30 protein-coding genes and 1 pseudogene are annotated in these 26755 nt (G+C 41.8%); 14 read left to right on the top strand and 17 right to left on the bottom strand.

Annotated elements, in window-relative coordinates; all coding sequences use genetic code 11:
- Window positions 1-5: 5 nt before the first annotated feature.
- A pseudogene (locus ACIFOD_RS09180) lies at window positions 6-290 on the top strand (hypothetical protein).
- Here ACIFOD_RS09180 and ACIFOD_RS09175 read toward each other — a convergent pair.
- On the bottom strand, window positions 196-1251 hold the full coding sequence (locus ACIFOD_RS09175) for a nuclease-related domain-containing protein (protein WP_397552842.1): 1056 nt from the start codon (window positions 1249-1251) through the stop codon (window positions 196-198). The pseudogene ACIFOD_RS09180 and the gene ACIFOD_RS09175 sit on opposite strands and share 95 nt — an antisense overlap.
- A gap of 310 nt (window positions 1252-1561) precedes the next feature.
- Window positions 1562-2002, bottom strand: coding sequence for a MarR family winged helix-turn-helix transcriptional regulator (locus ACIFOD_RS09170; RefSeq protein WP_430314373.1), 441 nt, complete (start codon window positions 2000-2002; stop codon window positions 1562-1564).
- Between the two features lie 177 nt (window positions 2003-2179).
- On the opposite strand from ACIFOD_RS09170, the gene ACIFOD_RS09165 reads away from it, so the two are divergent.
- The 3 genes from ACIFOD_RS09165 (at window position 2180) to ACIFOD_RS09155 (ending at window position 4617) form a co-directional block, all read left to right on the top strand.
- Window positions 2180-2602, top strand: a complete 423-nt coding sequence (locus ACIFOD_RS09165; protein WP_430314372.1) for an organic hydroperoxide resistance protein — start codon at window positions 2180-2182, stop codon at window positions 2600-2602.
- Between the two features lie 131 nt (window positions 2603-2733).
- Window positions 2734-3147 (top strand): VOC family protein, encoded by a 414-nt coding sequence (locus tag ACIFOD_RS09160; RefSeq protein WP_430314371.1) that lies wholly within the window; start codon window positions 2734-2736, stop codon window positions 3145-3147.
- A 279-nt stretch (window positions 3148-3426) separates the two neighbouring features.
- A complete protein-coding gene (locus tag ACIFOD_RS09155) occupies window positions 3427-4617 on the top strand; it encodes an NAD(P)/FAD-dependent oxidoreductase (protein ID WP_430314370.1) in 1191 nt (396 codons plus the stop codon).
- A gap of 17 nt (window positions 4618-4634) precedes the next feature.
- Here ACIFOD_RS09155 and ACIFOD_RS09150 read toward each other — a convergent pair whose 3' ends face one another.
- The 5 genes from ACIFOD_RS09150 to ACIFOD_RS09130 are packed head-to-tail and all read right to left on the bottom strand — an operon-like array spanning window position 4635 to window position 8687.
- Entirely contained in the window at window positions 4635-5270 is a 636-nt protein-coding gene (locus ACIFOD_RS09150) for a Crp/Fnr family transcriptional regulator (RefSeq protein WP_430314369.1), read from the bottom strand.
- Window positions 5267-6409, bottom strand: a complete 1143-nt coding sequence (gene msrB / locus ACIFOD_RS09145) for a peptide-methionine (R)-S-oxide reductase MsrB (RefSeq protein WP_430314368.1) — start codon at window positions 6407-6409, stop codon at window positions 5267-5269. The genes ACIFOD_RS09150 and msrB overlap by 4 nt, the downstream gene beginning before the upstream one ends.
- Window positions 6409-7458, bottom strand: coding sequence for a sensor histidine kinase (locus ACIFOD_RS09140; RefSeq protein ID WP_430314367.1), 1050 nt, complete (start codon window positions 7456-7458; stop codon window positions 6409-6411). Before ACIFOD_RS09140 ends, msrB begins: the two co-directional genes overlap by 1 nt.
- A complete protein-coding gene (locus ACIFOD_RS09135; protein WP_397552835.1) occupies window positions 7448-8155 on the bottom strand; it encodes a response regulator transcription factor in 708 nt (235 codons plus the stop codon). The genes ACIFOD_RS09140 and ACIFOD_RS09135 overlap by 11 nt, the downstream gene beginning before the upstream one ends.
- Before the next feature lie 13 nt (window positions 8156-8168).
- Window positions 8169-8687, bottom strand: coding sequence for a DM13 domain-containing protein (locus tag ACIFOD_RS09130; protein WP_430314366.1), 519 nt, complete (start codon window positions 8685-8687; stop codon window positions 8169-8171).
- A gap of 163 nt (window positions 8688-8850) precedes the next feature.
- On the opposite strand from ACIFOD_RS09130, the gene ACIFOD_RS09125 reads away from it, so the two are divergent.
- From ACIFOD_RS09125 to ACIFOD_RS09115, 3 genes are all read left to right on the top strand, one after another.
- Window positions 8851-9939, top strand: a complete 1089-nt coding sequence (locus tag ACIFOD_RS09125; protein WP_430314365.1) for an MBL fold metallo-hydrolase — start codon at window positions 8851-8853, stop codon at window positions 9937-9939.
- Between the two features lie 69 nt (window positions 9940-10008).
- Window positions 10009-10551 (top strand): DUF6944 family repetitive protein, encoded by a 543-nt coding sequence (locus ACIFOD_RS09120; RefSeq protein ID WP_430314364.1) that lies wholly within the window; start codon window positions 10009-10011, stop codon window positions 10549-10551.
- A 183-nt stretch (window positions 10552-10734) separates the two neighbouring features.
- Entirely contained in the window at window positions 10735-10995 is a 261-nt protein-coding gene (locus ACIFOD_RS09115; RefSeq protein WP_397552831.1) for a spore coat protein, read from the top strand.
- A 121-nt stretch (window positions 10996-11116) separates the two neighbouring features.
- On the opposite strand, the gene ACIFOD_RS09110 is transcribed toward ACIFOD_RS09115, so the two are convergent.
- Both ACIFOD_RS09110 and ACIFOD_RS09105 read right to left on the bottom strand, forming a co-directional pair.
- A complete protein-coding gene (locus tag ACIFOD_RS09110; RefSeq protein WP_430314363.1) occupies window positions 11117-11965 on the bottom strand; it encodes a VOC family protein in 849 nt (282 codons plus the stop codon).
- Window positions 11966-11980: 15 nt separating this feature from the next.
- Entirely contained in the window at window positions 11981-12382 is a 402-nt protein-coding gene (locus ACIFOD_RS09105; RefSeq protein ID WP_430314362.1) for a DoxX family protein, read from the bottom strand.
- A gap of 152 nt (window positions 12383-12534) precedes the next feature.
- Here ACIFOD_RS09105 and ACIFOD_RS09100 point away from each other — a divergent pair, with 152 nt between their 5' ends.
- Window positions 12535-12849, top strand: a complete 315-nt coding sequence (locus tag ACIFOD_RS09100; protein ID WP_428976124.1) for a winged helix-turn-helix transcriptional regulator — start codon at window positions 12535-12537, stop codon at window positions 12847-12849.
- A 7-nt stretch (window positions 12850-12856) separates the two neighbouring features.
- Here ACIFOD_RS09100 and ACIFOD_RS09095 read toward each other — a convergent pair whose 3' ends face one another.
- Window positions 12857-13762, bottom strand: a complete 906-nt coding sequence (locus ACIFOD_RS09095; RefSeq protein ID WP_430314361.1) for a nuclease-related domain-containing protein — start codon at window positions 13760-13762, stop codon at window positions 12857-12859.
- Between the two features lie 408 nt (window positions 13763-14170).
- On the opposite strand from ACIFOD_RS09095, the gene ACIFOD_RS09090 reads away from it, so the two are divergent.
- Window positions 14171-15373 carry an MFS transporter gene (locus ACIFOD_RS09090; protein WP_430314360.1) on the top strand — a complete coding sequence of 401 codons (1203 nt, stop codon included), beginning with the start codon at window positions 14171-14173 and terminating at the stop codon, window positions 15371-15373.
- 102 nt (window positions 15374-15475) lie between these two features.
- Here ACIFOD_RS09090 and ACIFOD_RS09085 read toward each other — a convergent pair whose 3' ends face one another.
- Window positions 15476-15631, bottom strand: a complete 156-nt coding sequence (locus tag ACIFOD_RS09085; protein WP_082051198.1) for a DUF1540 domain-containing protein — start codon at window positions 15629-15631, stop codon at window positions 15476-15478.
- Window positions 15632-15774: 143 nt separating this feature from the next.
- On the opposite strand from ACIFOD_RS09085, the gene ACIFOD_RS09080 reads away from it, so the two are divergent.
- On the top strand, window positions 15775-16050 hold the full coding sequence (locus tag ACIFOD_RS09080; protein ID WP_430314359.1) for a hypothetical protein: 276 nt from the start codon (window positions 15775-15777) through the stop codon (window positions 16048-16050).
- 47 nt (window positions 16051-16097) lie between these two features.
- On the opposite strand, the gene ACIFOD_RS09075 is transcribed toward ACIFOD_RS09080, so the two are convergent.
- The gene (locus ACIFOD_RS09075) at window positions 16098-17303 is read right to left on the bottom strand and encodes an MFS transporter (protein WP_430314358.1); all 1206 of its coding nucleotides are present in this window, start codon (window positions 17301-17303) and stop codon (window positions 16098-16100) included.
- Window positions 17304-17472: 169 nt separating this feature from the next.
- Between ACIFOD_RS09075 and ACIFOD_RS09070 the strand changes: the two genes are divergently transcribed.
- From ACIFOD_RS09070 to ACIFOD_RS09060, 3 genes are read left to right on the top strand one after another with little or no spacing between them, the layout of a single operon-like run.
- Window positions 17473-17907: a MarR family winged helix-turn-helix transcriptional regulator gene (locus ACIFOD_RS09070; RefSeq protein ID WP_430314413.1), complete on the top strand. Its 435-nt coding sequence runs from the start codon at window positions 17473-17475 to the stop codon at window positions 17905-17907.
- Window positions 17908-17919: 12 nt separating this feature from the next.
- On the top strand, window positions 17920-18402 hold the full coding sequence (locus ACIFOD_RS09065) for a sugar phosphate isomerase/epimerase family protein (RefSeq protein WP_430314357.1): 483 nt from the start codon (window positions 17920-17922) through the stop codon (window positions 18400-18402).
- A 34-nt stretch (window positions 18403-18436) separates the two neighbouring features.
- Complete coding sequence (locus tag ACIFOD_RS09060; RefSeq protein ID WP_430314356.1) at window positions 18437-18676, top strand: hypothetical protein; 240 nt, start codon at window positions 18437-18439, stop codon at window positions 18674-18676.
- Between the two features lie 39 nt (window positions 18677-18715).
- On the opposite strand, the gene ACIFOD_RS09055 is transcribed toward ACIFOD_RS09060, so the two are convergent.
- The gene (locus ACIFOD_RS09055; RefSeq protein WP_430314355.1) at window positions 18716-19606 is read right to left on the bottom strand and encodes a TIGR01777 family oxidoreductase; all 891 of its coding nucleotides are present in this window, start codon (window positions 19604-19606) and stop codon (window positions 18716-18718) included.
- 361 nt (window positions 19607-19967) lie between these two features.
- On the opposite strand from ACIFOD_RS09055, the gene ACIFOD_RS09050 reads away from it, so the two are divergent.
- Window positions 19968-21611: a M4 family metallopeptidase gene (locus tag ACIFOD_RS09050; RefSeq protein WP_430314354.1), complete on the top strand. Its 1644-nt coding sequence runs from the start codon at window positions 19968-19970 to the stop codon at window positions 21609-21611.
- 139 nt (window positions 21612-21750) lie between these two features.
- Here ACIFOD_RS09050 and ACIFOD_RS09045 read toward each other — a convergent pair whose 3' ends face one another.
- From ACIFOD_RS09045 to ACIFOD_RS09030, 4 genes are read right to left on the bottom strand one after another with little or no spacing between them, the layout of a single operon-like run.
- Complete coding sequence (locus ACIFOD_RS09045) at window positions 21751-22977, bottom strand: aspartate kinase (protein ID WP_430314412.1); 1227 nt, start codon at window positions 22975-22977, stop codon at window positions 21751-21753.
- Between the two features lie 37 nt (window positions 22978-23014).
- Entirely contained in the window at window positions 23015-24835 is a 1821-nt protein-coding gene (locus tag ACIFOD_RS09040; protein WP_430314411.1) for an IucA/IucC family protein, read from the bottom strand.
- Between the two features lie 38 nt (window positions 24836-24873).
- The gene (locus ACIFOD_RS09035) at window positions 24874-26223 is read right to left on the bottom strand and encodes a lysine N(6)-hydroxylase/L-ornithine N(5)-oxygenase family protein (RefSeq protein WP_430314353.1); all 1350 of its coding nucleotides are present in this window, start codon (window positions 26221-26223) and stop codon (window positions 24874-24876) included.
- Complete coding sequence (locus ACIFOD_RS09030; RefSeq protein WP_430314410.1) at window positions 26195-26749, bottom strand: GNAT family N-acetyltransferase; 555 nt, start codon at window positions 26747-26749, stop codon at window positions 26195-26197. Before ACIFOD_RS09030 ends, ACIFOD_RS09035 begins: the two co-directional genes overlap by 29 nt.
- Window positions 26750-26755: the final 6 nt, after the last annotated feature.

The raw sequence follows: 26755 nt of genomic DNA, 5'->3' as shown, positions 1-26755 counted from the left end.
GCTTTATGGATTTCCCGACGATTCACACAAATTTCTGGGATGCGGTCATCGCGATACCCGTCCTGATCATCCTGACCCAACTCATTTAAATTTTCTTCAAACCCCCTGCCTTTTTAGTCCCAAACATTGCCGTTATCCTCGGCTTGATAATATCCATTTTCACCAGTCACAGAGGTCATCTGGCAACGGGAATCTTCATGGGATTCTTTTATGGGTACGCTGCGATTGGGAATTATGCTTCTTTGAAGACTTCGGTGTTGGCTTTTCGGGGGGAGGAGGATGCTCCATGAGAGGTGTTAAGTCGTATCTTTTGTTCCTTGTCGAGCCTGTGGTTGGAAGGTTCATTCTCTGTAACATTTTACGTGTCGCTGACTCGGACTCCAACTTTAAGAACTCCCTTGCTTCCCTGTTTGTAATAGTAGAACCCATAAGATAAACATAATCTCGTAACGAAGACATATGAGCATCCTTTTGTACTGTTCTACAGCTTCTGCACCTCCAAGTACCACCCATTCTCTCCATCGTTGCAGCTTCACACTCAACACAATAGACACCACATATAATATCTGAATGCGCAACGTTAAATTGCTGAAGAACATCATACGTTTGAGGTGTATGGTGCTTAAGAAGAAGCTTTGTAATTTTGGATAATTCTTTAGGAGTTAAAGAAGGGATTGGGTAAAAATGTGTATAGCTTTCAATTTGGAAGGGGAGCTTCGCACTTCTTACTAGTCTTTGAAACACATGCTGATCTTCCGGAGAATTTTTAATATGAGTATGAGGGTTCGACAGGACTACAAGGTGCTCGATCGGTATTCTAGGACATTTATTTTCAACTAACCATCTCTCAAGCTCCACCTTCTGCCTGTACGCTTGCAAGATTGGATCTGGAAAGACTTCCGTTTTACCGTTCAATGTTCGAATCATTTGATTGAAGTTTGTATCGATATAGATATCTCCAGCAATGTTTTTCACTTCTAAAATAAGAATAAAATGTCTGTGCAGGATTAACGTATCAATTTGAAAAATCGATGACTTGTTTTGTAGGCGAAGATCGTGAAGGATAACATACTCTTTATCAGGAAGATTGTTTAAATAATAGTCTAATGATAACTCACCACTATAGCCAGCTTTGAATTTACCTAGTTGAGACTCTATTTCAAGTCTTCTCACAAAGTATTTTGACAATCTCCTTAAAAGGGCTTCAAGCTTTGAGATAATAACAGGGGGTTGATGTTCTTTTCCGATCAAAAGATCACTCCTTTAGGTGAATGGGAAGAGTTTCAGTGGGTGAATGAGGTGCTGTTGAAAAAGATTCAGCAGTTTTAGGAGAACGGCGCCGTTTTCGAAGGAATTTCAGCAGTTTTTGAGGTGGGCCAAGTCCTGCAGGAGATTAATCCAGCCGTTTCTGAAGAAAATCCGGCCGAAACGTGGAAAAATTCAGCCGTTTTTAAAAGTAATCCGGCCGAAATCACGAAAAATCCAGCCACTTACCAAATTATAACAAACCCATAACCTTGATTCTACAATTTTCTCAAAAAAAAGATGACCAAAGTCATCCCTACTCACTTCTCTTCCCTTGAAGTCTTCCCAATATCGTCGTCAATGTCTGATCCAATCTCTCCAACTCTTCCCCATCCATCTCTAATCGCTCTAGCAACCGAGTCGGAACACAAGCTGCTTTTTCTTTCATTGCTTCTCCTTTTTTTGTAAGAGTTATCACAACGCTTCGCTCATCCTCAACAGATCGATGACGCTCGACAAGTCCGTTCGATTCCATTCTTTTCAGCATCGGAGTTAACGTTCCCGAGTCCAAGAACAATTTCCGACCCAATTCTTTTACAGATACCGTTCCATCTTCCCAAAGCACCAACAATGCAAGGTATTGCGGATAAGTTACACCGATTTCTTCAAGTAACCCTCGATATAACTTGGTAATCTCCCGCTCCGCTGTATAAATCTTAAAACATATTTGATTCTCTAATAATAATGGATCTTTCATACATGCGTATTCCTTTCTTGAACATACTAATTGAGATTATCATACAAAAAAAGATATCAATTATCAAATTAAATTGTACACAACTTAATTGTTGACAATCAAAAACAAAGCCGTTAGTATTAATTTTGTAATATTAAATTGTGCACAATAAAAAAACACAAATGAGGAGTGAAAGAAATGGAAGCATTATACACAGCAAAAGCAACAGCAACAGGTGGACGCGCCGGAAAAGTAACAAGCAGTGACGGAGTATTGGATGTCGCATTAGCCATGCCTAAATCACTTGGGGGTTCCGGGACAGAAGGAGCAACGAATCCTGAACAATTATTCGCAGCTGGGTATGCGGCTTGTTTCGATAGCGCTCTTAACTTAGTGGCCCGTCAAGAAAAGAAAAAGATTGAATCGAAAGTAGCAGCTGAAGTTTCCATTGGAAAAGATACAGATGGTGGATTCAAACTCGGCGTTGTGTTATCAGTAGCAGTAAGTGGTGTTGAATTAGATGAAGCGAAGCAATTGGTCGAAAAGGCACATGGAGTTTGCCCATATTCTAAAGCAACGAGTGGCAATATCGATGTTGAATTAAATACTGAATTATTTTAAACAATCGTGGATAGGCAGTTAGCTGCCTACCCATTTTTTTCTACATAAAACGAACATTTGTTCTTGTTTTATTCCAACGGTTTGGACTATAATGAAGATGTATTAAAATTCATGTGAACCGGAGTGGATAAATGATGAAACATCAGGCTGCACCTTATTTTAGTTTTAGTGGCGAAGCGAAAGAAGCATTAGACTATTACAAAGAAGTGTTTGAAGGAGAAGTATTGGCCGTTCAGACTTTTGGTGAGGCCGATTACCCAAGCCCACCGGAAATCGCTGATCAAATCATGCATGCTCACTTTAAAAAAGGAGAGCTTTCCTTTATGATGTCAGATAGCTTCCCCGGTCATCAGCCAACGGTAGGAAACAATATATCACTTGTCCTTGAGCTGGAAAGTGAAGAGGAAATCGACACTTATTACCGTCGGTTAACTGAAAAAGGAACCGTAGTAATGGACCTTCAAGACACGTTCTGGGGCGCTAAATATGGAAAGGTAAAAGATCCTTATGGCATCTGTTGGGACTTGAATTACACGAAAAAATAAACCAGTGGCTACTGCATCTTCATCCTGCATATGCAGTAGCCGTTTTTCCTGATACATTTAGATTGAATTTCTTCTGACTGAAAACAACGTCACATCTCAATTTCCTTCATTTAAATAACCCCGCTTACCTTAATAACTATACTATGATAATGATGATGGTACCCACTAAGACACTTCGTTACAAAACAGTAACGATTAAATATATGTTTTATCCAAGACTGTTTAAGGGAATGGGATATGAACATAATTTAAATATCGATACTTATTGGGGGAACCAAAATGGATTTGCATAATGGCCGTTTATATTGGCCAACTACATTAAAAGATAAAAAGAGAAACTTTGATAAACAGTATGATGTAGCCATTATCGGGGGAGGAATGTCCGGGGCATTATGTGCCTATTCACTTACCGAAGCTGGTTTGAACGTTGCAATCATTGAAAAACGAAGTATGGCTTCAGGGAGTTCAGCTGCCAATACTGGTTTACTTCAATTTTCCAACGATATCATGCTCCATAATCTGATTGATCAAATTGGAGAAGAGAAAGCTGTCCGTTTTTATAAGCTATGTCTTGAAGCGATCGAAAACCTTGAAAAAGTTGCTATGAATTTACCCGTGTCTCCCGAATTCATCCGGAGGAAGAGCATCTACTATGCCAGTACTACCCGGCATGTATCAAAGCTGAAAAAAGAATACAAAGTATTGAAGGAACACGGCTTTCCAGTTGAATATTGGTCCAAGAAAGAAATCAAAGAGCGATTGCCTTTTTCAAAACCGGGAGCTTTGATCACCAATGGAGATGCCGAAGTAAATCCATACCGATTTGTGAACGGTATCATTGACTATTTAAAGGAAGGTCAAAAGACAACCATATTTGAAAACCTTGAAGCCGGGCGGGTAGAAGAAGATGCTGCCGGTGTCAACATTCATACTTCTGAAGGAATTATTCAGGCATCACACCTGGTTCATGCAACCGGATATGAAACTCCTCCTATCGATAAGAAAATAGGCACTGATATCAATCGATCTTATGCCATTGCCACTGAGCCCATTGAAGATTTATCCCAATGGCATGAACGTGCTCTCATCTGGGAAACGAAACGCCCCTACCTATATTTGCGCACTACAGTGGATAATCGAATCATTGCAGGGGGCTTGGATGAGGATCCTCCCGAGGCACCTCAGAATGAGAAGAAAATTGAAAAAAGGGGAAAGCAAATTGAGAGAGAGGTTCAAAAACTATTTCCCGACATGGACATTAAAATGGACTATGCATGGGGAGCAAGCTTTGGAGAATCATTGGACAACCTCCCTTATATCGGAAAGCACCCTGAAAAAGAACGAACCTATTACTTATTAGGCTTCGGTGGAAACGGCACGGTATACAGCATGCTCGGATCTAACATCCTCCGTGACCTCATCTTAAACCGTCCAAACCAAGACGCAGACATCGTTAAATTAGACAGGTAAAAATAAGGGACGGACCTTCAAAGGTCCGTCCCTCCAATCACAAAATAGTACTTATCTTTTTTTTGGATATGCCCTTCTGTTATCAGTTCTTTCGTGAGGCTGGTCACAGTTTCTCTTGTAGAGCCAATGAAGCTCGCGATATCCTGGTGGGTTAGGGGGACCGTTAATTTCATGAATCTCCCTTGTTTTTCTCCAAAATTCTTCATAAGGAATGACATGAGGTAAAGGATTCGTTCTTTAACCGGTGCATACATGATGCGTTCGAGGAACATGTTTCGTTGTTTCATATGTTGATTGAAGGTGTAGAAGAGCTCTGCAAGAAAAGCAGGTTGCGACACGCTTAAGCTATCCAGTTGTTTAAGAGAGATGACTGTTAAGATCGTTTCATCGATAGCTTCTGCGTAAACTCCCTCGTCGTCTAAGCTGAAACGCGCTATATTACTGAAGAAATCCCCCTCACCCAGCATGGTGAGGATGGTTTTGCGTCCATCCTCACTATTCTTATATAGCTTTATTTTCCCGGATTGAATCCTGTACAGATTTTGACTAAGTGAAAAAGGTTGAAAGATCACTTCTTTTTTTGAGTAGTTTGCGAGCTTTCCCGGAAGATCACTGTTGGCTGAAGCAGATCGTAATGACGTTGCTGCATTCAAGACGACTCCCCCTCCACTTTTTCAAAATGAGAAACGAACTCTCCGTAGCCTTGATCTTCTAACTCATCTTTCGGGACAAATCGAAGGGCTGCTGAATTCATGCAATATCTTAAACCTGTTGGCTCAGGACCATCATCAAACACATGCCCCAGGTGAGAGTCTGCGTGCTTACTCCTTACCTCGGTCCGCACCATGAATAGTGTGCGATCTTCGACTTCCACAATGTTTTCCGCTACCAGGGGCTTCGTGAAACTCGGCCATCCGGTGCCACTTTTATATTTATCTTTTGAACTGAAGAGAGGCTCCCCTGAAACGATATCCACATAAATCCCTTCTTCTTTGTTGTCCCAATATTCATTATCAAATGCTTTCTCGGTCCCATCTTCCTGGGTCACTTTGTATTGGATATCCGTAAGTCTTTCTTTTAACTCTTCGTCTGAATAAGAAGGGTAAAGGGGCTTGGTGTCAAGCTTGATGTTTCGGTCCTCTCCCCAATCTTCATCAAGGAAATCATCCCTTCCTGAGTTGTTTCTGTAAAACTTATAGCTTAATTCATTTTTCTTATAATAGTCCTGATGGTACTCTTCCGCTTTGTAAAAGGTGGTAGCAGGCTGGATCTCTGTGACGATCTCTTCTTCAAAACGCCCTGAGTCTGCTAACTCCTGCTTTGATTGCTGTGCTATTTCCTCCTGTTCTTCACTATGAGTGAAGATACCACTAACATATTGAGGACCCCGGTCGACGAATTGTCCACCATTATCAGTAGGGTCGATTTGTCTCCAGAAAATCTTTAATAGTTGCTCATACGTTATCACTTTAGGATTATATTCAATTTGAACGACTTCCACATGACCCGTCTGTTTCGTGGAAACTTCATCATAGGTCGGATTCTTTTCCTCGCCACCTGTGTATCCGGAAATGACGGAATACACACCATCCAATTTTTCAAAAGGTGGCTCCATGCACCAGAAGCATCCTCCTGCGAAGGTCGCAACCGCATGTTCGTCATCCACCATAGCAGTCTTTACGGGCTCACTTCCCAAAGACTTCTGGGTCATGCTTGCATATAGTTTAGGTCCGAAAAATACCGCCAGACTCACTACCAACATCAGGCCGATTCCAATCATCACTTTTTTCATCATCTCTCCTCCTTACTCATTTCTAAAGGCAATCGGAACCAAAAGGTGCTGCCCGACTCACCATCACTTTCGACTCCGATCTCTCCTCCATGAAGTTCAACAATTTCTTTGCTTATGGACAGTCCCAGGCCAGACCCTCCACCTGCTTTATTACGGGACTTCTCTACCCGATAAAAACGCTGAAAGATTGATGCCTGTTCTTCAAGGGGAACCCCCTTTCCTTCGTCTGTGACCGAAAAGCTCATCATCTCCCCATCCTTCGCTGCTTTTATTTCCAGTGACGTATGATCAGGGGAAAAGGATAGAGCATTTTGTATAAAGTTCGTCATCACTCTTTTGATTTGAACGGGCATTAAAGGAACAAGAGGCAAATCTTCATCGTACTGTACTATCAGTTCAACATGTTTTTCTTGTAAAACCCTTTCGAACTGCTGAATGGTTTCGATCAGGAGTTTATCAATTGGTGTCGGATGCGGATTCCATGGCAGTTTCCTGTTTTCCAACTGTGAAAACTCCAGTACTTCTTCAATTAATAGACCCAGTTTTTCGGTTTCTGACAAAATGGTCTCGTAATATCTCTTCCGTGCTTCAGAATCTTCAATAATGTCATCGTTCAAAGCGGCAACAAAAGAATGGATCGATGATAAAGGTGTTCTAAGATCATGGGAAACATTGGCGATCAGTTCACTCTTGAACTTCTCTGATTCCGTTAATTCGTCGAACATTGCTTCTATTTTAGTGGACATATGATTAAAGTTAGCAGCGAGCTCTCTAATTTCCTGAGGTCCTGCTTCTGTCACCTTCACATCAAAGTCACCCTTAGCCATCCGCTCTGCTTCATTGCTCATCTGCTTTACAGACTTCAATAAAGGCGATGTTATCATCAAATTCACGGCAAAGGATAGGATCCCCGCTCCAAGCGTAATAAGGGAAAGCAGGATGATGATATTGGTTGAGATAAACATCTGAACATACGAGATTGTGAGAAATACTAAGATTACGGAGAGCGAAATCGTGTTGGCTAAAATAAGGAGGGTTCTAATTTTCATAATGCTGCTGCCCCACAAACTTATAGCCTATTCCCCACACGGTTTTTATCCATTGAGGCTCAGAAGGATCGACCTCTATCTTTTCTCTTAACCTGCGTATATGAACATTGATCGTGTTGGCATCACCCAGATATTCATACCCCCATAAAGTTTCAAGCAACTGCGATTTGGAGAAAACCTGTGAAGGATGCTCTGCTAACAGGGTTAATAAATCGAATTCTTTCACGGTCATGTCAATTTCTCTCCCAGTAACGACTACTTTTCGTTTATCCCGATCAATGAGTAAGTCTCTCCACTTAAGAACTTCCCTTTGACCTTCCCGGTTTGGAGTGGAGTAGGTCCTTCTTAATACGTTTTTGACACGGAGCAATAATTCCCGGGGACTGAAAGGTTTGGTGACATAGTCATCCGCACCTATCGTCAACCCATAAATCCGATCCTTCTCCTGCCCCAATGCTGTCAGCATGATGATGGGTGTGTCGCTGTCTTCCCTTATCTTTTCAGCAGCCTGCCACCCATCCATTTGAGGCATCATAATATCCAGGATCACGATGTCCGGTTGGAACGTTTTATATTGTTGGATTGCCTCATATCCATTAGAGGCAGTACTCACTTCATACCCCTCCCTCATGAGATACCGTGAGCATACATCCACAATATTTTCTTCATCATCTACTAACAGCACTTTGTTTGCCATGGCTTACTCTCCTTTACATTGCCTTACCTATCTCAGCACGACCGAAATCCACATTAAATTGTTTACACCAAATCACAATTTGCATTCCTGATGATGCAGAATGATCTCCTGGAATCTCATAATTTTGATTGCCGATGTTCCCATTTAATTCACCCAGTGAAATCCCTTTTTTCGTTTCCTGACCTTCTTCTACTAAGTAAACGTATAGATCCGGTCCATTGGTCACTTCAAAATTTTCCAATCGAATATTTTTTCCTGATATACTCACTTTTCCTTTTGCATCGTGATTTTCATCTGCCCCTTGAAAAATCCCGACTAATTCATTTACTTTCATTGTATCGTTTGTCATTTCATCTGGCGAAGATGAATCGGTTTCTTTCATAGTATTCTCTTCTTGTTCTTTCATATTTGAGCCAGAAGACGATGAAACAGGCGCTTCGTTCACCACCTTATCTAAAAATAACGGAGAAACCAGCCACCATCCCACTCCTAATACTCCTATTACAGCTATTCCAATCATCCACTTTTTCATTTGCTCATCCCCTCGTTATGATTAACGATAGTATAATAAACAAACCTTATGGATTCTTAACGAAAATCTTAAATAATTCTTAAATGTGATACTCCTTTCATTTTGGACAGTCGCAAGCTTATCTGAGATAGTAATAGATATCGAATGAAAAGGAGCAGAATCCATGCTTATATCTATATTTTCACTTACCGCTTTGATCGTGATTGCCTTCCTGATAATCCGGTTTTATCCTTCATTTGGTGAGAAGCCTTCCCTTGAACGTGTTCAGTCCTCTCCGCAGCATTCAAAAGGCTCTTTTAAAAATTCCATCCCAACCTCCATGGATACAAGCTTTTCCACCTCTCTTACGATGATTCGAGATCTTGTGAAAAGAAACGCCAACCGGAAGCCTAAGTACGATATTCCGATAGTCACCTATCCATCCCTTGATCATCCTTATCCCGTTACGAATGTCACCTGGTTTGGGCACTCAGCTTCCTTGATTGAGATTGATGGAAAAAGACTATTGCTTGATCCCATGTTTGGTCGTGCTCCATCGCCGTTTCCTTGGATGGGCGGGAAACGGTTTAGCAAAGACCTTCCGTTTCAATTAGAACAACTACCTTCTATTGATGCTGTGATTTTTTCACATGATCATTACGATCATCTGGATTATGGCACGATTCAAAAGCTTCGAGGCAAAGTGAATCAGTTCTTTGTTCCCATCGGGGTAGGGAGTCACCTTGAGAGATGGGGAATCCATTCTGAACACATTATAGAGCTTGATTGGTGGGACGAGATTGAGTGGAGTGGTCTTACTCTGGCTTGTACCCCGGCACGACATTTTTCCGGCAGAAGCTTACATGATCGGAATGCTACTTTATGGTGTTCATGGTGTATCATCGGGAACTCTTCCAGAATCTTTTTCAGCGGAGATAGTGGATACGGTCCTCATTTTAAAGAGATTGGCAGTGTTTATGGGCCATTCGATTTGTCCCTGATGGAATGTGGTCAATATGATACCAGATGGGCACCGATTCATATGCTTCCAGAAGAAACTGTACAAGCGCATATTGATGTGAAGGGAAAGCAGCTTTTGCCCATTCATTGGGGTGCTTTTACGTTATCCTTTCATGAATGGACCGACCCCATCAAACGTGTGACAAAAAGCGGTGCAGAACAAGGGGTTCCTGTTGTTACTCCAAGGATTGGGGAAACCTTTCCCGTCGGAAGTGATTCTTACCAGTCATTCGAATGGTGGGAAACACCTTAAACGCATGATGAACAAACGATTGCCTAGTTGTATACAATATCTAAGAACTTTAAAGTAGGCGATTATACTATGAGCAATGAACAAAAAGCCACGTTCGGAGCATGGATCGCGGCAATCGGAACGGTCATTGCCGCTATTGGCAGTACCCCCATTAAGAGCATTCCAGAAGATACTTTAAACTCGTTCAATCTCGTAGGAAATGAACTTCAAGCAACGGGAAATGCGTTAGAAGCAGATGCAATAGATGATTTTACCCTGACGAAAGCAGGAAATGAAATTCAAGCGATCGGAAACGTAACTGTTATAGCCGGCATACTCATTAAGTTTAATGACATTACGAAGCAAGAGTTGAATATTAAAGGAAATCTCCTTCAAGCACTGGGTGGAGGGGCTGCCCTTGCCGATTCATTTGATGAAGAACATACGTTAGAAGAGTTATATTCTATATACGGTAATCTCCTTCAGGTTATTGGTAACTCACTACAGGCCATCGCTGGAATCCTCGAATTGAATGAAAGAGACAGCGGGAATATCAATGTGACGGGAAGCTGGATCCAGGCAATCGGAGCCGTCATATCTGCATTGGTGCAAACGAAGGAATCTTCCTCCTGAAGTTGTTTTACATACTCAATTAGTGAGAATGTAAAGTAACCAGGTTAGCAGCTGCTTTACATTTTATAACTCAAAGAATTGTCATAGGTCTATTTTCACAAACTCTCTCTAGATGGGTGAATGCCCAGTCCATTTCGTATCCGGGCGAATATTCATAACCTAGATAGAGAGGAGGTTTATGTTATGAATGACTTTCACACTTTAAATAATGAATCATTTTTCAACTATCATGATGTACGACGCCCGATCGGACGAGTGGGATTTGGCAGGCCTGGCTTTGGTGGGTTTGGAAGAAGACCGTTTGGATTTGGATTCAACCCGTTTTTAGGTGGCCTCGCCGGTGGACTGCTTGGAGCTGCATTATTGAGTCCATACTCATATGGATATGGATACGGATATCCTCCACCTTACTATGGTTATCCTCCTTACCCTTATTATTATTAATAAAATCATACAAAAAAGGAGCCAGCGCCACATTCAATGTGCTTAGGCTCCTTATTAAGATATTCCTCATATTCATCCATCAAGAGGGACGGACCTCACATTGAGGTCCGTCCCTCTTCTCTTACACGCTTAGATAAATCCGGTTGCCTGATGGGTCTTCGGTTAGGATTTTTCCATTCTGTTCGTGGATGGTCGCTCCTATGGATTGAAGCTTTCGGATGATGGTGGTTCTTTTTTCTTCGTTTGGGAAGTGAAGAGTGAACCAGTTTAAACCGACACTGTTTTCAGCTGGTCCCGAAGCTCCTACCCCGTTCCAGGTGTTCAGCCCAATATGATGATGATATCCACCTGTTGAAATGAAAAGTGCCTGACTTCCGAATCGACTGACTACATCGAAGCCAAGTCCCTTCCCGTAGAATTCCTCTGTTGATTTCAAATCAGAAACATGCAGATGGATGTGTCCCATGACCGTACCGGCAGGCAGTCCTTCCCACGGTTGTCCCATTGCCTCAGCCAATATCCCCCTTGCATCGATGGGATCAACGGCCATCTTGACCTGATTGCCACTCCATGTCCACTCGGATGAAGGTCGGTCCCTGTAAATCTCGATTCCATTTCCATCTGGATCTGATAAATACAGTGCTTCACTGACCAGGTGATCAGAAGACCCCAGTTGAATATTCAGCTTTATAAAATGTTCTAATATTTCCCCCAGATCTGCTCTATTCGGTAACAACAAGGCAAAATGGTACAATCCTGTCGTTCCGGGCTGCTTCGGTAAAACATTTTCAGGCTGTTCCAGAGATAATAATGGGTGGATCCCATCTGCGGTCAAAGTCGCTCTATTCTCTGTTTGTTCCAGTACTTTAAATCCGATTACATCTTGGTAAAAGGAAAGAGATCGTTCTAAGTTTCCAACTTTTATATTTACTTCCCCACCGAATGTATGTGGTTCTTTATGAAAATTCATCTTAATTCCTCCAATTCATTCTGACTGTGAAAACTTCTGATCTATTGAGAACAATGATTCCTTTGCCACGACAAAATATAATGAAATCGCAAGCAGTGCTAAATCAAATTCATATCCGGCCATCTGTCCATTCCCTAAGAAACCGGCTGCTAATTTTACTTTGACTATCGCTCCCAACATGATTAACGCAAATAATCCAGCCACGACACGAGTCCCGATCCCCAGAATCATTGCCAATCCACCGACCAGTTCAATGATGGCGACTACATAAGCCGCAAACCCCGGCAGTCCTAAACTTTGAAAGAAACCGACCGTATTTTCAATCCCTCCCTGAAACTTAGTCAAACCGTGAATGAAAAAGGTGATTCCTAGAAATATTCTTAAAATAAATGCCCCTATTAAGTGATTCTGTAGCATTGTATATTCTTCCTTCCTTGATGTTATTTTATTAAAGTTAGTTACTTTATGTAACTTATAATATTTTAATAACTATGTTCTGTCAAGTAATTAAATTACTAAAAAGGTAATTTTGTGGTATACTAGTCACAAAGAAGGAGGCGCCTGACAAAATGAATCAATCAGAAATTTGTCCAAGGTTTGAGAAGGCAATCGGCATCTTAAGTCAAAGATGGACAGCACTCATCATTTATCAATTGCTTACCGGTCCACAACGAAACTGCACCATCAAAGACGCAATCGGCATCAGTGGCAGACTTCTATCAGAGCGTTTAAAGGACCTTGAAGAAGAAGGCATCGTACAGAGAGACGTCTATCCGGAAACACCGGTCCGTATTGAATATTCACTAACTAAAAAAGGGTATTCTTTAGAACCTTTAATGAAAGATATAGAAAAGTGGTCCCAGGAGTGGATTGAGAAGGAATGAAAGCCCGTCAGATTGTTGGCGGGTGTTTTTGTTTGTGCTTTCGGGTCTGACTTTCATCGGATGATAGGATGTATTGTGTTCCTTTTTTAGTGCCTGTTGTGGGGAGGTTGAGGGATTGGAGGAGTCTTTTTGCAACATAGGGTGAATCAACTACTAAATACTCTCTTAGTTCAGAATTATTTATAGTTGAACCGATTAACAGCTCATAATCTTTAAGGGCTTGGATATGAGCATCATTATTCCTGCTTTCACATTTCAAACAGAACCAGGTACCATGTTTTCTTACTAAAGGACGATGATGGCAAACTTCACAAATGACCCCCTTTAATAGATCTTTCTCTTCAATGTTAAATCTCTCTGGAATTGAGGGCGTTGCTTCTTGGTGTTGTCTTATCAATGTTCGAATGATTTTTTTTATGACTTTAGTTGAAGTTGTCTCTTTTTCAACGCTATTCTCAATTTCGTTTATTTTGTCCATGAGTGAATGACGATGGATGACGATTTTATTAAGGGTTTTGTTATCTGGAGAGGTTTTAATGATATTCCGGTCGTTGCTCATGACTACGCAAGAGTAAACGGGAAAGTTGGGAAATCCCTGCTTCGATAACCAGCTTATAAGCTGGCTTTCCTGTCTTTTGATTTGGATCGTAGGGTCCGGTAAAGCTGATTCAATACCATCTTTTGTTTGAATAAGTTGATTGAAGATAGGGTCGAAATAAGCAGTGCCAGCGAGGTATTTGATTTCGATATTGAGGATGAATTTGGTTGTGATGAGTAGAGTGTCTATTTGAAAAAAGCTGTCTTTGTAGGGGATTCTGAGATCGTGGAGGATGTAGTATTTTTTGGGGTCTAAAAAGCTTAAAGTGTAATCTAGAGCCTTCTCCCCCTTTGAATCCGGCCATTCTTTTACCAAGTTCCTCGGTTATCATGTGCAGTTTTGGATGGTTGAGGGGAAGTCGACGGAGTAAAGCTTGCAAAATGAGGATAATTCGAGGGATGATTCGTTCTTTTTCAATCATTTAATCACTCCAATCGGGTTTTATACTACGTGTATTCTCCTTGAACTATAGAAATTCCTGCTATGAGAAGATAGATTTAAGTTTTATCGGCGAAATTTCAAATTTAACGGCGAAATCCTGGATATAACGGCGAAATTTTCTTTTTAACGGCGATTTCTCATTTTTAACGGCGAACTGCCTTTTCCAGGCTCTCTCACAAGATAACTACACCACTCCCCAACCCAAAAAAATCATTCCCATTCCCCTCCCACCATAGTATATTTAGAGAAGCGAAATAAATCGACTGCGAGGGACGGACCTATATGTGGAAAAATAAAAATGTATGGATATTATTGATAGGTGAATTTATAGCCGGACTAGGATTGTGGTTAGGGATTATCGGTAATCTGGAGTTTATGCAGGAAAAGGTGCCATCCGACTTTCTGAAATCGGTGATTCTCGCTTCAGGGCTGCTCGCCGGGCTTGCTGTTGGACCTTTAGCCGGCAGAATAACGGATCAGGTAAATAAAAAGACGGTGATGCTCATCTCAGGCTTCACCAGGGCATTAAGTGTTATTTTCATGTTGATTGCGATTGATACCGGCTCGGTGTTATGGATGGTCGTCTTCTTAGTGAGCATCCAAATTTCAGCCGCCTTCTATTTCCCAGCATTGCAAGCTGCCATTCCGATGGTGGTGAAAGAGAAGGATTTACTGCAAATGAATGGGGTCCATATGAATGTTGCCACGCTCTCAAGGATCCTCGGAACTGCGTTAGCAGGTATCCTATTGGTGGTCATATCCTTAACGATGGTATACGTTCTCTCATTAGTGGCGTATCTGGCACTATTTGTGATGACCTGGTTTCTATCAATTGAAGAAACGACGGCAGCCCCTCAAAAAGGGGAAAAACCAAAAGGGGCAAGCTTCAAAGAAGTATTTCCAATTATCAAAGGGCTTCCCATCGTATTGATGACCCTTGTGATGACGTTGATCCCACTGCTATTTATCGGCGGATTCAACTTAATGGTCATCAACATCAGCGAACTTCAGGATAGTTCGGCCATTAAGGGTTGGATCTATACCGCCGAAGGAATTGCCTTTATGACAGGTGCTTTTGCCGTCAAGAAGATGGGTGAAAAAATGTCACCTTATAACATATTATTCTTTTTTAGCTTTATCATTGGGATTGCGCAAATGATTCTTTATTTTGCAACCAGTCCGTTCTTGTCCGTGCTTGCGTTTACAGTGTTTGGATTTGCAGTGGGATGCTTCTTCCCTACTGCTGCTACGATTTTTCAAACACGAATACCGAAAGAATTTCACGGCCGTTTCTTCTCGTTCCGTAATATGCTCGACCGACTGATTTTCCAGGTTGTGCTCCTTCTAACAGGATTGCTGCTGGATCTCGTTGGACTCCAAATCATGACGGTTTTATTCGGATGCCTGTCCCTAATGATGACGGGACTGTTCTATACAAAATACCGGCAACTCAAAACGACCACATTATCCGAACAGACCGGTTGACCATGAAGCTCACTTTTGTGGGCTTTTTTTGTATAAGAATGAGAATTATTATCAATACTATATAAAAAGAAGACAACCACGCCTATGGTTGCCTTCTATCCATTACATACCCGGATCGAATGTTTTACAATCTGTTTCTTCACTGTTGTGGGCTTTGTTTCCTTTATGACTGACAACGAAAATCTGGTCTGCGGAGCACTTCTTGCCTTCTCGGTTGTATTTGCAGTTGCTTACTTCACATAATACGTCTTGTGCCATCTTCAAACACCTCCCTTATTATCTTTAGAGTGTACTTTTCCACCCTTTTTCATACCTGATTCGTGGAGAGTAATCATCATATATCTGAAGCTTTCACCATATAATCAAAGAGATATGTTTGATGTGAAGGGAGAATCTTCAGTATGGAGCAGAGACGTCTGTATCATGTTCAAAATCTTGCATTTGAAATCATGGATCAAATGAATACAGATAACGAATTAAAGAGGACAGAACATTTAAAGCATGTGATCGATCATTTATCCCGTGCAATCGGGAGTCTTACCGATCCATCAGGGACTTTCTCTATTGATTATGTTGAAGAAAAAATTGCCACCGCCCATTATATATTGTTTAAAAACGAGAAGAAAGTTGCCCGTATAAATTTTGATAGACAATCAGCATCCGCTTTAATTAAATGAGAAAGAGGACTTACCGAATTATGGTAAGTCCTCTTCTTCTGTTTCAGTTACAATTCCAATACGTTATCGTTCTGATTTTCACCATGATTTCCACGTTTGGTCACTACATTATAAACCGCGATCGTTATAATTATCACTCCACTGCAAATGAGATACAAAGCCGAAAATCCAAACTGGGATAAAACGACTCCCAATACAAACGATCCAACGGCAATCCCAAGGTCATAAAAGATAAAGAACGTAGCCGTCGCATGCCCTGTTCTCCTCTTAGGGGCAGCAACAATGGACATGGTTTGAAAACTCGGAAGCAAAGCACCGTAACCAAGTCCGATAAGGGTTCCTGCAACCAATAATAGAAGGACGGAATGAGTAACACTCAAAAGAATCAAACCGATGGCAAAAATAATAAGGGACGGATAGATGACTGAATTGGGTCCTGACCTGTCATATAAGCGTCCTGTATAAGGGCGCGATAGCAGCATAGCAGCTGCAAAGACGACGAAGAATAAGCTGACGGATTCGAATAAACCGACAGATTTCGCATAGACGGATATAAACGACATGATCCCGGAGTAAGCAAAAGAAGTTAAGAAACCTACCAAGGCAATCGGGATTGCTTTCACTTCCATTAAATCCTTAAGGGTTAACCGTTTAGACACATCTTCTTTCACCACATCGTCCTCTGTCACCTGAATACCAAAGGAGCAGAGAAACCCAATGACGATTACCCATGCAAGTCCCATAAATAAAGAAGTGTATGGGATCCATCGAATGAGGGCTAACGAAAGAAACGGTCCTACCACAACCGCCAAGTTCATTGACATGGCAAAGTAACCAAGCCCCTCTCCCTTTCTTTGGGGAGGGATCATATCTGCGGCAATCGCCACCATGACCGTTGAGCCGATACTGAACCAGATTCCGTGAAAGAAGCGGAGCGCCATTAAAAGATAAAAATCATTTACCCAGAAGTAAATGAATGAAGAAATGCCAAACATCATCACACTTATGATCAGCGTTTTTTTCTTGCCTAAAAGCTCAATGATTTTCCCCGAAAAGGGCCTCACAATAATGGCTGATAATAAAAAAACCGTTGTAGCAAGCCCTGCCTGCCCTTCTGTTCCATGAAGTACATCAATCACATAGAGTGGCAGAACAGTTAACAACGAATAAAAGACTAAAAAGATAAAAAAATTATTCACTAATGCCATAAAAAATGGCCGTGTCCATATAGTTGTTTGATTGGAATGACTCATAAGATTCTCCTTCATCCGATTAGTTGTTATACTAATTATATCTATAACATGTATATTTGTAAATATAGTTGTTGTGACAAACAAATGAAGTACTTTTGATGAAACTCTCAAATCATCCTGAATTTCATGTATGATTAAGAGAAGAAAATGAATGTAGCAGGTGAAAATAATGACGATGTCCCGTGATGAATCCATTGGCTTGTATACGAGCCATACTGTGAAGAATATTATTCGATTCCTTACACTTCATCTGAAGGAATTTGATGTGACACCCGAGCAGTGGACGGTGTTGAAGCGATTAGCTGAGCAGGATGGAATCAGTCAAAAACAACTGGCCTTGAAATCAGAAAAAGATCAGCCGACCCTGACCAGGATATTAGACATATTGGAACGGAAAGAACTGATTTACAAACAGAAAAACACAGAGGATAGAAGGTCTTTCCTTATTTTCATCACTGAGAAAGGGAAGACAGCAAAGGATGAACTGTCTCCATTTATAGAAGGATTATATGAAGAGACCCTTCTTAAAGGAATTTCTGAGGAGGATTTAGAAGTATATAAAAATGTTCTTTCTAAAATCAATGAGAACATGACAAGAGGATAGGAGTGTGTGAAGATGAAACAAATTCCGATTGCCCTGCAAATGTATACATTACGAACTGAGTTAGAAAAGGACTTTACAGGAACTCTTCAAAAAGTGGCCGAACTGGGCTATGAGGGAGTTGAACTGGCAGGCTATGGAGGGCTATCAGCAAAAGAGCTTAAGAAAAAACTCGATCAGCTGGAACTACGGGTCGCTTCCAGTCATATACCGCTAACCGACTTAAGAAGTGATGTGAGCAAAGTGATTCACGATCAGCTGGAGCTTGGCAGCAAGTACATTGTGTGTCCGTATCTGCTTCCGGAAGAAAGAACTGAGGAACATTATATTCAATTAGTCGATGATCTCAACTCGTTTGGTGAAAGGTGTTCAGACGAAGGGATTACTCTGTGCTATCACAATCACGAATTCGAATTATCCACACTGTCAAACGGGAAAACAGCACTGGATACCATCCTTTCTGGAAACCAATCCCGATTGGGTCAAAGCAGAGTTTGATATTTATTGGCTGACCTATGCTGGTGAAAATCCGATGGAATGGTTGAAACGTTACCATGATAGGACCCCCCTTGTTCATTTAAAAGATATGACGACGGACGGAGAACGATTTTTTGCTGAATTGGGTGCGGGTGGTGTGGACATTGATTCTGTCTTAGACTATGGCGTACATCATGATGTGAACTGGTGGATTGTCGAACAGGACGAGTCCAGGATTTCTCCTTTTGACAGCGTCCGGATGAGCCTTGAATACCTCAGACATAACAAAATTTGAGATCAAAAGGACTTGTTAACGGACAAGTCCTTTTTTCCATTAGTTAGACAAAATGTGACCGAGTGCCTTTTCCAACGTGTCATATTTAAATTCGTATCCGGCAGTCTCTAATCGTTCCGGAATGACCCACCTACTTTTCAGGACCAGTTCTGTTTCAGTTTTGATAAACATGGCACCTGCTTCGAGCATCCATTTCGGAGTCGGCAGTCCTATCTTTTTGTTCATCATCGTACGTAAGTGTGTCATGAATTCTCGATTCGTGACAGGTTCTGGGGAAGAGCAGTTGAACACTCCGCTTAGCTTCTTTTGTTCCATAAGAAATAGCATAATGCGGAACACATCTTCTATATGAACCCAGCTAAATCTCTGATTTCCCGGCCCCTGTACACCTCCGAGACCAAATCTGACTAAGTTTCTGTATGGTGTCATGACTCCGCCGCCAGGTCCTAATACAATCGCCATTCGCAAAGCTGCTTGTCTGGTTGCCGGTAAGCGGTATGAGAAGAACGCTTTCTCCCACTCCTTCGCTACTTCAACGGAGAAACCTATGCCGATGTCGCCACCATCCTCTGTCATAGGCCGGTCTTCTGCGTGTCGATAAATCGTTGCCGTACTGGAATTGATCCATAAGGAAGGAGGATTCTTGCACTGCAAAAGGGCATCCCCCAGCGCCTTGGTCGTTTCCGTCCTGGATTGAAAGATCTCTGCTTTGTTTTTATCATTATAACGGCAGTCGACAGACTTTCCTGCAAGGTTAATAAGCAGTTCCGCTCCTTCTAATGATTGAACCACTCCCTCTTGATCGTCCCAGGAAACGTGGGGAGACTGCCTTGAAATGATGGTCACTGCATCACCCATTTCAAGAAATTTCTTCTGAAGATACTGACCGATAAAGCCTGTTCCCCCAGCTATCACAACTTTCTTTCCCACTTGATCAACTCATTTCTTTTTAAAGGTTATGAAATATTCAAGTTTGTGAAATCATTCACATTTATTATACCAAAAGCTGCCACTTCCATAAACCATATTTCCTTTTTTTCTTCCTTGCACAAAAAATAGTGGAATATTCCCAGAAAAATATTTTTTTACAAAATGGATAGATAACAGAAGAAATTCCCCTTCTATTTGCGTGAAATCGACATAACATAACACGAAATATTTTAAATTTACTGAAAATTACCATTTTTCCCATTGTCAATCTTGCAACTTTTTACTAAACTTCTAATTAGCCGCCGGGGCCAAAAGAAATAGCTATTTCTCAAATCTATGATCAAAAGGGGAAATTGTAATTATGTCGAGAAAGAAACTCGTTAGTTTAGCACTAGGTACTTCTCTTGTATTCAGCGCATCCTTTACAGGTGCCACCACATTTGCTCAGTCTTCAGATTCTATTACTTCAAAAATGGACATTCATCAAAAGGTCATGAACATAGATAAAAAAGGACCTAGCTTCTTATCTGGTAAACTATCAAAAGGGATTGTAAAGAACGATAAAGATGTTAAAAAGTTCCTGAAGGACAATAAAGGGCTATTTGCAATAGATCCTCATTCTGAATTGACATTACTGGAAAAGACGACAGATGAACTGGGAATGTCACATTATAAATTCACACAATCAGTGGACGGTGTTCCTGTTGATGGAGCGATCTTCATTGTCCATACAAATAAAAAGAATGAAGTGACGGCTACAACGGGCCAACTTTATAAAGAAGCTTCTAAAAAAGTAACCAAGACAAAATCAAAAATCAATCAAAAGTCAGCTGCAGATTTAGCATGGAAGCATATTGGTGTTTCTGAAGCAGACACAGTGGCAGGTACTCACGACGCGCATGTTCTTGATGCGAAGAAAGACAGTGATGTTGAAAGCACAAACGTTAAAAATGATCTAGTGATACATGAAAAGGATGGGAATTTCACGCTTGCTTATAAAGTGCAGCTTCAATTCATCCAACCGTATGGAGCTAACTGGCAGGTGTACGTTGATGCGACTGACGGCTCCATCGTGGAAGCTTACAACGCAGTGACGGACGCTGCTACAACCGGTTACGGATATGGCGTATTGGATGACTATAAAGATCTTAATACTTATTATTCAAATGGTACTTATTACTTATATGATGTGACGAAGCCAATGAATGGCGTCATCGAAACCCGTACAGCTCAAAACGGTTCAAGTCTTCCAGGAAGCTACACAGTCGATAGCAATAATGCGTGGACTGCTTACTCGCAAGCGGCTGAAGTAGATGCCCATGCGTATGCAGGCAAAGTATATGACTATTATAAAAATACTCATAACCGAAATAGCTATGACAATAACGGAGCTACCATCCGCTCCACTGTCCATTACGGCTCGAATTACAATAATGCATTCTGGAATGGTTCCCAAATGGTATATGGCGATGGGGACGGCACAACCTTCACTTCCCTATCGGGTGCATTGGATGTCGTTGCCCATGAACTGACTCATGCCGTAACGGAACGTACTGCCGGATTACAATATCAATATCAATCTGGTGCTTTGAACGAATCATTCTCTGATGTTTTTGGTTATTTCTTAGATCCGGGCGATTACTTATTAGGTGAAGATATCTACACTCCAGGCATTTCAGGAGACGCCCTTCGCAGTCTATCGAATCCTACTCAATATGGACAACCCGCTCATATGAATAACTATGTGAACACCTCTTCCGATAACGGAGGCGTTCATACAAACTCTGGTATTCCAAATAAAGCGGCTTACAACACGATCTCAAGCATTGGGAAAGTTAAAGCCGAAAAAATCTACTATCGTGCTCTGACTGTTTACTTAACACCAACAAGTAACTTCAGTTATGCTCGTGCGGCTCTTCTACAGTCGGCTGCAGATCTTTACGGTAACGGAAGTGCTACTTACAATTCCGTTAAAGCAGCATGGGATGCTGTTGGGGTTTATTAATTCAAGATTTACATTTAACATTTCTAACGTAACTACGTGAAAAAAGGAGAAAAAATCGATTCTGATGAAATCGACTTTTTCTCCTTTTCACTTATAATAGTACATGGTTTCTAAAATAATGGTTATAAGCCCCTTTGATTCACATTGAAGCCTTCATCACGACTTTATAATCCAACCCAAACCCGGTATGCAAACGTTCTGCCGCCAGCTGGACCTGGCTTTTCTCAACGACTGCCGTAACGCTAATAGCAGATTCACCCACTAGTTTCACTCTCACGGCATTTTCTAGTAAAATTTTGCACATATCCATTTTTATGGCCGGCTGTGATTTAATATTTTGCCCGATGACCGAGACCTTTGACAGACCTCGTTTTCGTTCAATTCGTGAGTACATCCATTTCTCTTTCTCTTTATCCAGGATCGATAATACTTCTTGAAGGTCTTGTTCTTTGATCAATAAGGATAATGAGTTCCTACAGGTTTGTTTATAGACATCCGCCTGAATATGACGAGATGCCAGCTCACACATCAGTGCTTTCCGGAACCCTTCGACATCTTCACAATCAAACATTTCTACTCTATTAATATCCTTTTCAAATGTGACACCTATCACAGGATTTGATCCAATCTGCTTTGCCTTCCCATGAATCATGGTACCCCTGCCCTTTTCAAAGCTGGATTTTATATAGAGTGGAATTCCGAATTTCTTTGCATGTTTAACCGCCCTTGGATGTAGTACACCTGCTCCCATGGAGGCTAAATTCTGCATATCTTCATAGGAAAGGGAGGTGAGCTTCGATGCTTTCGGAACAAATCTGGGATCAGAGGTGTATACTCCGTCGACATCCGTATAGATGTCACACCGATCTGCCTTTAATGCGGACGCAAGTGCAGCTGCCGTGATATCGGATCCCCCTCTTCCCAAAGTGGAAATGTCCCCATCTTCCGTTACTCCTTGAAAACCTGCCACTACAACCACTTTTCCATGATCCAATTCGTTTAGAATGCGACCTGTATCAATGGATTGAATATGGGCATTTCCAAGGACTGAATCCGTTTGAATGCCTGCCTGCCATCCTGTGAAAGAAATCGCCTCCACCCCTTGTTGTTGCAGAGCCATGGAAAGGAGGGAGATCGTTACTTGTTCACCCGTTGACAATAGCATATCCATCTCTCTCTTACTTGGCTCACTCGTGATGTCACTTACCAACTTTACGAGTGCGTCGGTGGTTTTCCCCATAGCAGAAACGACAACGACGACGTCATGACCTTTTTCCTTCTCCCGCATGACTCTGTCTGCCATTCGTTTTATTCTCTCGGTAGAACCAACAGAGGTTCCACCGAATTTCTGAACAATTGTACTCAGGATATGACCCTCCTTTCTATTTGGGAATTAAAGCTGATCAGATTGACCCAACAGTCCGGTTGATTTTATATGCAGCCAGAGCGTTTGTCACTTTCCCGAATTCAGAAGCGTGTGGGCGGTCATCGTCATCAGAGTAACCGTAGTCCACCATACGGTTCCGGTTCAGACAAAGTTTCGTAAGCTCCGGTTTAAAGAAGTCAAACAGCTTGAAGCGTTCTTGTAACTGCGGAAAACGTTCCTGATAGTTGAGTATGGATTCAGCAAGGAGACCCCAGAATGTTTCTTCTTCCATCATTCCATTGTTTTTCAACAGGTTACTTAAGTATCTCAGGTGACAGATAAAGAGACCCGTGAAGATAAACTGTGTAAGCCCTTCAGGCGGCTCCGTTCGAAGGACCGCTTTAAATTCAGTTGACAGCCCTTGCAGCTCAGGGAAATCCTGGTCTGAAATATTGACGTCATCTACAAAATCTTTAATGGCTAATCGGTGTGGTTTCCCATCCTTTAATACGACAATTGTATTTTGGCCGTGGGGAGAAAAAACCGTTCCGTATTGGTAAAGGTAATGGAGAAGAGGATCCATTGCGACTTTGAAAAATTGTTTCATCCATGCTTCTGAGTCCAGGCCTGATTGTTCAATTAAACTCTCAACATACGGTTTATCGTTATGATCTTCATACAGTAAGGCGGCCAGTGTAATCGCTTGTTCCCCGTCTTCTAAATACGTATAGATGCTTTCTCTCCATATGGTTCCAAGCATCTCCAGGTATTGGTACGGTGCCTGCTTTAATTGGGTATAGTAGTGGTGATTCACATTCATACTGGCATTTTCCCCTGGCAGGATGACCCGGCATTCCTCTTTTAAAAATGGATCCTTTTCAGCCATCCCTTTAATGAACTCTGTCACCTTGGGAGCAATCACGGTTCGTTCAGATGGCAGTCCCCGATAAACCAGCGTGTTCAAAATGCTCATCGGAAGCTTCACATGATGCTTATCTTTGTTCGTTGTATTCACAAATGTGCGGATCGACTGCTGAGGAAGGTAGCGGTCTTCCCCCTCTCCCAAGGGAATGATGCGACCCATTGCCAGCTCCTCAGGGAAATTCTGAATGAGTGTGTTTTTCCATTGCCACGCGTGCACCGGCAAGAAATAGTATTCCGATGGTTCGTTTCCATTTTGTTTTACGATCTTGTCAAAACGGATTCGGTCTTCCTCACTTAGTTCATCGGCAATCAACGTTTCATAATCCAATCCTTCCACAGATTGAAACGATGCAAGGTCCTTATGTACGGCAATCCAGGAAAGCTGGACCTCCTTCTGTTGTTCAGGAGCAAAGGCAAGGTAATCATCATATCCGAACCCGATTCTCCCTTTGTTATATGTAATCCATGGGTGCCCTGTCATATAACCTTCGAGGGTAGCGTAGTCTTCATGAATCAGTTCGTCCGATGTTTTCGTTTCTCTTTCAAGAAGATGGGCATCGGCTATTAAAGTGCTGTTCATTTCCTTGATTAAGTGCCCCGCCGTCTCAGATGAAATCCCGATGACCTCCTGGAGATCGACCAATAGCTCTATTGCGCTATCAGCTTCCTTTCTTCCTCCATTTTCAACGATATATACCGTCGTCCATTTCACATCTAAACTATCAAACAATCGTTTTTGTGCGATATAGTGATAGTGCTTGGAATCTGTGACCTGCAGGGAATATTCAATATCTTCCCCATTTTCCGAGAGGACTTCAGGACGGATCATATCTTCATACATATACTCAGACAGCATTTTACCAATCAATTTCTTGTTTACTTTCGTCCAGCTATCACTCTTAAAAACACTTTGAATTTCTTCACTGAATAACATATTATCCCTTCTTTCACTTAGTCTATGTTTCCTTTGCATCAGAGAGGAACCGGAATGTGAGCCGCTTTCGTTCCAAAGGTTTGAAACACATTTTTGTTCTGAACCGGAAATACGTTTCTCCCTGTAATGGTATTGATGATGATCGCATTACGGTGTGCACCGAGTCCAAGATCAGGTGCCCCGACTCCGTGAGTATGCATTTCACCGTTCTGAACAAAAATTTCACCCATACCTTTTACATAGGTTTCTAATCGATAATCTTCTTTCACTTGGTATCTGTCATATTCATCCCATGCAATCCACTCTTTCATTTTTGAAAGGAATCCCGGGAATGCAGGCTTATAGCCAGTGCCAAGAATGATGACATCTGCTTTATCTACAAAATGTTCATCCTTGATTCGATGATAGCCATGCAGCTCAAAGGACGTTTCAGTCTTTTCAATCCCGACGATCTCTGTCATGGCCTGCAAGGCGATATCGGGCTCCTCGCTTCCTACGGATCGTTCATATAAATAATCATATATATCGGCGATCGTCTCTGAACTGATCCCTTTATACAGAAGGTCTTGTTCCTGTAGGAGCTGATCCTTCTTTTCCTGTGGAAGCTGATAAAAGAACCTGGTATAGTCAGGAGAAAAATACTCAAGTCCAAGTTTTGAATATTCCATCGGGAAGAATCCCTTTGATCGTGTATACCATTGCAGGGAAAATCCTTGATTCTCCTGCTCTTTGGCTACATCAAGAAACACTTCGGCTGCACTTTGGCCTGATCCGATAACAGCAACCGATTCAGCTTGTGCACATATCTCCTTATTGGATAAATAGTCGGCACTGTGAAAGACGGTTTTGCCCAGCATTCCCTGAAAGGCTTCAGGTACAGAAGGAACAGAACCAATTCCCAGTACGAGATGTTTCGTGAACATAGTTTCCGTTTGTTGAAGGGAATCATTCCATATGGTGACCTCATATATACTTTCCCCACTCCCCAATTGGACCGGGATGACACTTTGGACATCCATCCCGAATCGGCATGTATCCAGCTGCTCACTCACCCATTGGCAATAATGGTTATATTCTTTGCGCGGGATATGAAATTTTTCCAGAAAGTAAAAGTGATATAAGCGATTATGAGCCTCCAGATAGCGGAGAAAGCTGTAATCACTTCGTACATCTGCCATACTGACTAAATCCGCGAAGAACGGTACTTGTAAGGTCGTTCCGTCAATCAGCATGCCCGGATGCCAATTGAAGGCGTTCTTTTTTTCCAAAAATACGTTTTTCACTTCGGGTACCGAATCCAATAAAGCGGCTAACCCCAGATTAAACGGACCCAATCCGATCCCGATGACGTCATATAATTCATTTGATGTGTTCGTGAAGTCCTTCATTCAGCCACCTCTTTTCAAATTCGCTTCTCTCACAGAACATGAGCAGTCCGGTTTTGTCAGGGAGAGTAATTGGTTTAACCGGTTTAAAGCCGCATTTCTCAAAAACATGGATCATTTTGTCATTTCGAATATCCGGTTCCGCTACGACTTTAGTAGTCTTCTTTTCTTGAAACTGAAACGACACCATGGCTCGTAATAATGGCAGGGAAAGTCCTTTACCAAGATACTCCCTCTCTCCGATTAACAGATGCACACCTTGATCGAAAGGAGCAGAAGGATACGTTTCCTCCACCACGTCGCCTTTTACCCGATAGGCCTCCCAGTAACTCATGGCCACACCGTCAAGATACCCTGCGTAAAGGGTTTGATGTGAATCAGACAAAGCTTTTTTCAAATGGTCTTGAAACTTTTCAAATGGAATATTTAAATTCCAGAATGGATGGACGTGTTCCTCCATCATCCATTTATGGATAAGCTCCGCGTCCCGGTCAAATTCGATTTTCTTAAATTGAACGGTCTTTTTGATTTCTTG

It is taken from the genome of Rossellomorea sp. NRS-1567, from assembly GCF_050467885.1.
Lineage (GTDB): Bacteria > Bacillota > Bacilli > Bacillales > Bacillaceae_B > Rossellomorea > Rossellomorea aquimaris_C.
Note: the sequence above shows the minus strand (reverse complement) of the source record. Positions and strands in the feature narration are given on the sequence as shown.

What these genes read in the sequence shown, in the direction of transcription:
- ACIFOD_RS09170 (WP_430314373.1), bottom strand. Translation starts at nt 2,002, where the DNA reads ATGAAAGATCCATTATTATTAGAGAATCAAATATGTTTTAAGATTTAT.
- ACIFOD_RS09165 (WP_430314372.1), top strand. Translation starts at nt 2,180, where the DNA reads ATGGAAGCATTATACACAGCAAAAGCAACAGCAACAGGTGGACGCGCC.
- ACIFOD_RS09160 (WP_430314371.1), top strand. Translation starts at nt 2,734, where the DNA reads ATGATGAAACATCAGGCTGCACCTTATTTTAGTTTTAGTGGCGAAGCG.
- ACIFOD_RS09155 (WP_430314370.1), top strand. Translation starts at nt 3,427, where the DNA reads ATGGATTTGCATAATGGCCGTTTATATTGGCCAACTACATTAAAAGAT.
- msrB (WP_430314368.1), bottom strand. Translation starts at nt 6,409, where the DNA reads ATGAAAAAAGTGATGATTGGAATCGGCCTGATGTTGGTAGTGAGTCTG.
- ACIFOD_RS09140 (WP_430314367.1), bottom strand. Translation starts at nt 7,458, where the DNA reads ATGAAAATTAGAACCCTCCTTATTTTAGCCAACACGATTTCGCTCTCC.
- ACIFOD_RS09135 (WP_397552835.1), bottom strand. Translation starts at nt 8,155, where the DNA reads ATGGCAAACAAAGTGCTGTTAGTAGATGATGAAGAAAATATTGTGGAT.
- ACIFOD_RS09130 (WP_430314366.1), bottom strand. Translation starts at nt 8,687, where the DNA reads ATGAAAAAGTGGATGATTGGAATAGCTGTAATAGGAGTATTAGGAGTG.
- ACIFOD_RS09125 (WP_430314365.1), top strand. Translation starts at nt 8,851, where the DNA reads ATGCTTATATCTATATTTTCACTTACCGCTTTGATCGTGATTGCCTTC.
- ACIFOD_RS09120 (WP_430314364.1), top strand. Translation starts at nt 10,009, where the DNA reads ATGAGCAATGAACAAAAAGCCACGTTCGGAGCATGGATCGCGGCAATC.
- ACIFOD_RS09115 (WP_397552831.1), top strand. Translation starts at nt 10,735, where the DNA reads ATGAATGACTTTCACACTTTAAATAATGAATCATTTTTCAACTATCAT.
- ACIFOD_RS09110 (WP_430314363.1), bottom strand. Translation starts at nt 11,965, where the DNA reads ATGAATTTTCATAAAGAACCACATACATTCGGTGGGGAAGTAAATATA.
- ACIFOD_RS09105 (WP_430314362.1), bottom strand. Translation starts at nt 12,382, where the DNA reads ATGCTACAGAATCACTTAATAGGGGCATTTATTTTAAGAATATTTCTA.
- ACIFOD_RS09100 (WP_428976124.1), top strand. Translation starts at nt 12,535, where the DNA reads ATGAATCAATCAGAAATTTGTCCAAGGTTTGAGAAGGCAATCGGCATC.
- ACIFOD_RS09090 (WP_430314360.1), top strand. Translation starts at nt 14,171, where the DNA reads ATGTGGAAAAATAAAAATGTATGGATATTATTGATAGGTGAATTTATA.
- ACIFOD_RS09085 (WP_082051198.1), bottom strand. Translation starts at nt 15,631, where the DNA reads ATGGCACAAGACGTATTATGTGAAGTAAGCAACTGCAAATACAACCGA.
- ACIFOD_RS09080 (WP_430314359.1), top strand. Translation starts at nt 15,775, where the DNA reads ATGGAGCAGAGACGTCTGTATCATGTTCAAAATCTTGCATTTGAAATC.
- ACIFOD_RS09075 (WP_430314358.1), bottom strand. Translation starts at nt 17,303, where the DNA reads ATGAGTCATTCCAATCAAACAACTATATGGACACGGCCATTTTTTATG.
- ACIFOD_RS09070 (WP_430314413.1), top strand. Translation starts at nt 17,473, where the DNA reads ATGACGATGTCCCGTGATGAATCCATTGGCTTGTATACGAGCCATACT.
- ACIFOD_RS09065 (WP_430314357.1), top strand. Translation starts at nt 17,920, where the DNA reads ATGAAACAAATTCCGATTGCCCTGCAAATGTATACATTACGAACTGAG.
- ACIFOD_RS09060 (WP_430314356.1), top strand. Translation starts at nt 18,437, where the DNA reads ATGGAATGGTTGAAACGTTACCATGATAGGACCCCCCTTGTTCATTTA.
- ACIFOD_RS09050 (WP_430314354.1), top strand. Translation starts at nt 19,968, where the DNA reads ATGTCGAGAAAGAAACTCGTTAGTTTAGCACTAGGTACTTCTCTTGTA.
- ACIFOD_RS09040 (WP_430314411.1), bottom strand. Translation starts at nt 24,835, where the DNA reads ATGTTATTCAGTGAAGAAATTCAAAGTGTTTTTAAGAGTGATAGCTGG.
- ACIFOD_RS09035 (WP_430314353.1), bottom strand. Translation starts at nt 26,223, where the DNA reads ATGAAGGACTTCACGAACACATCAAATGAATTATATGACGTCATCGGG.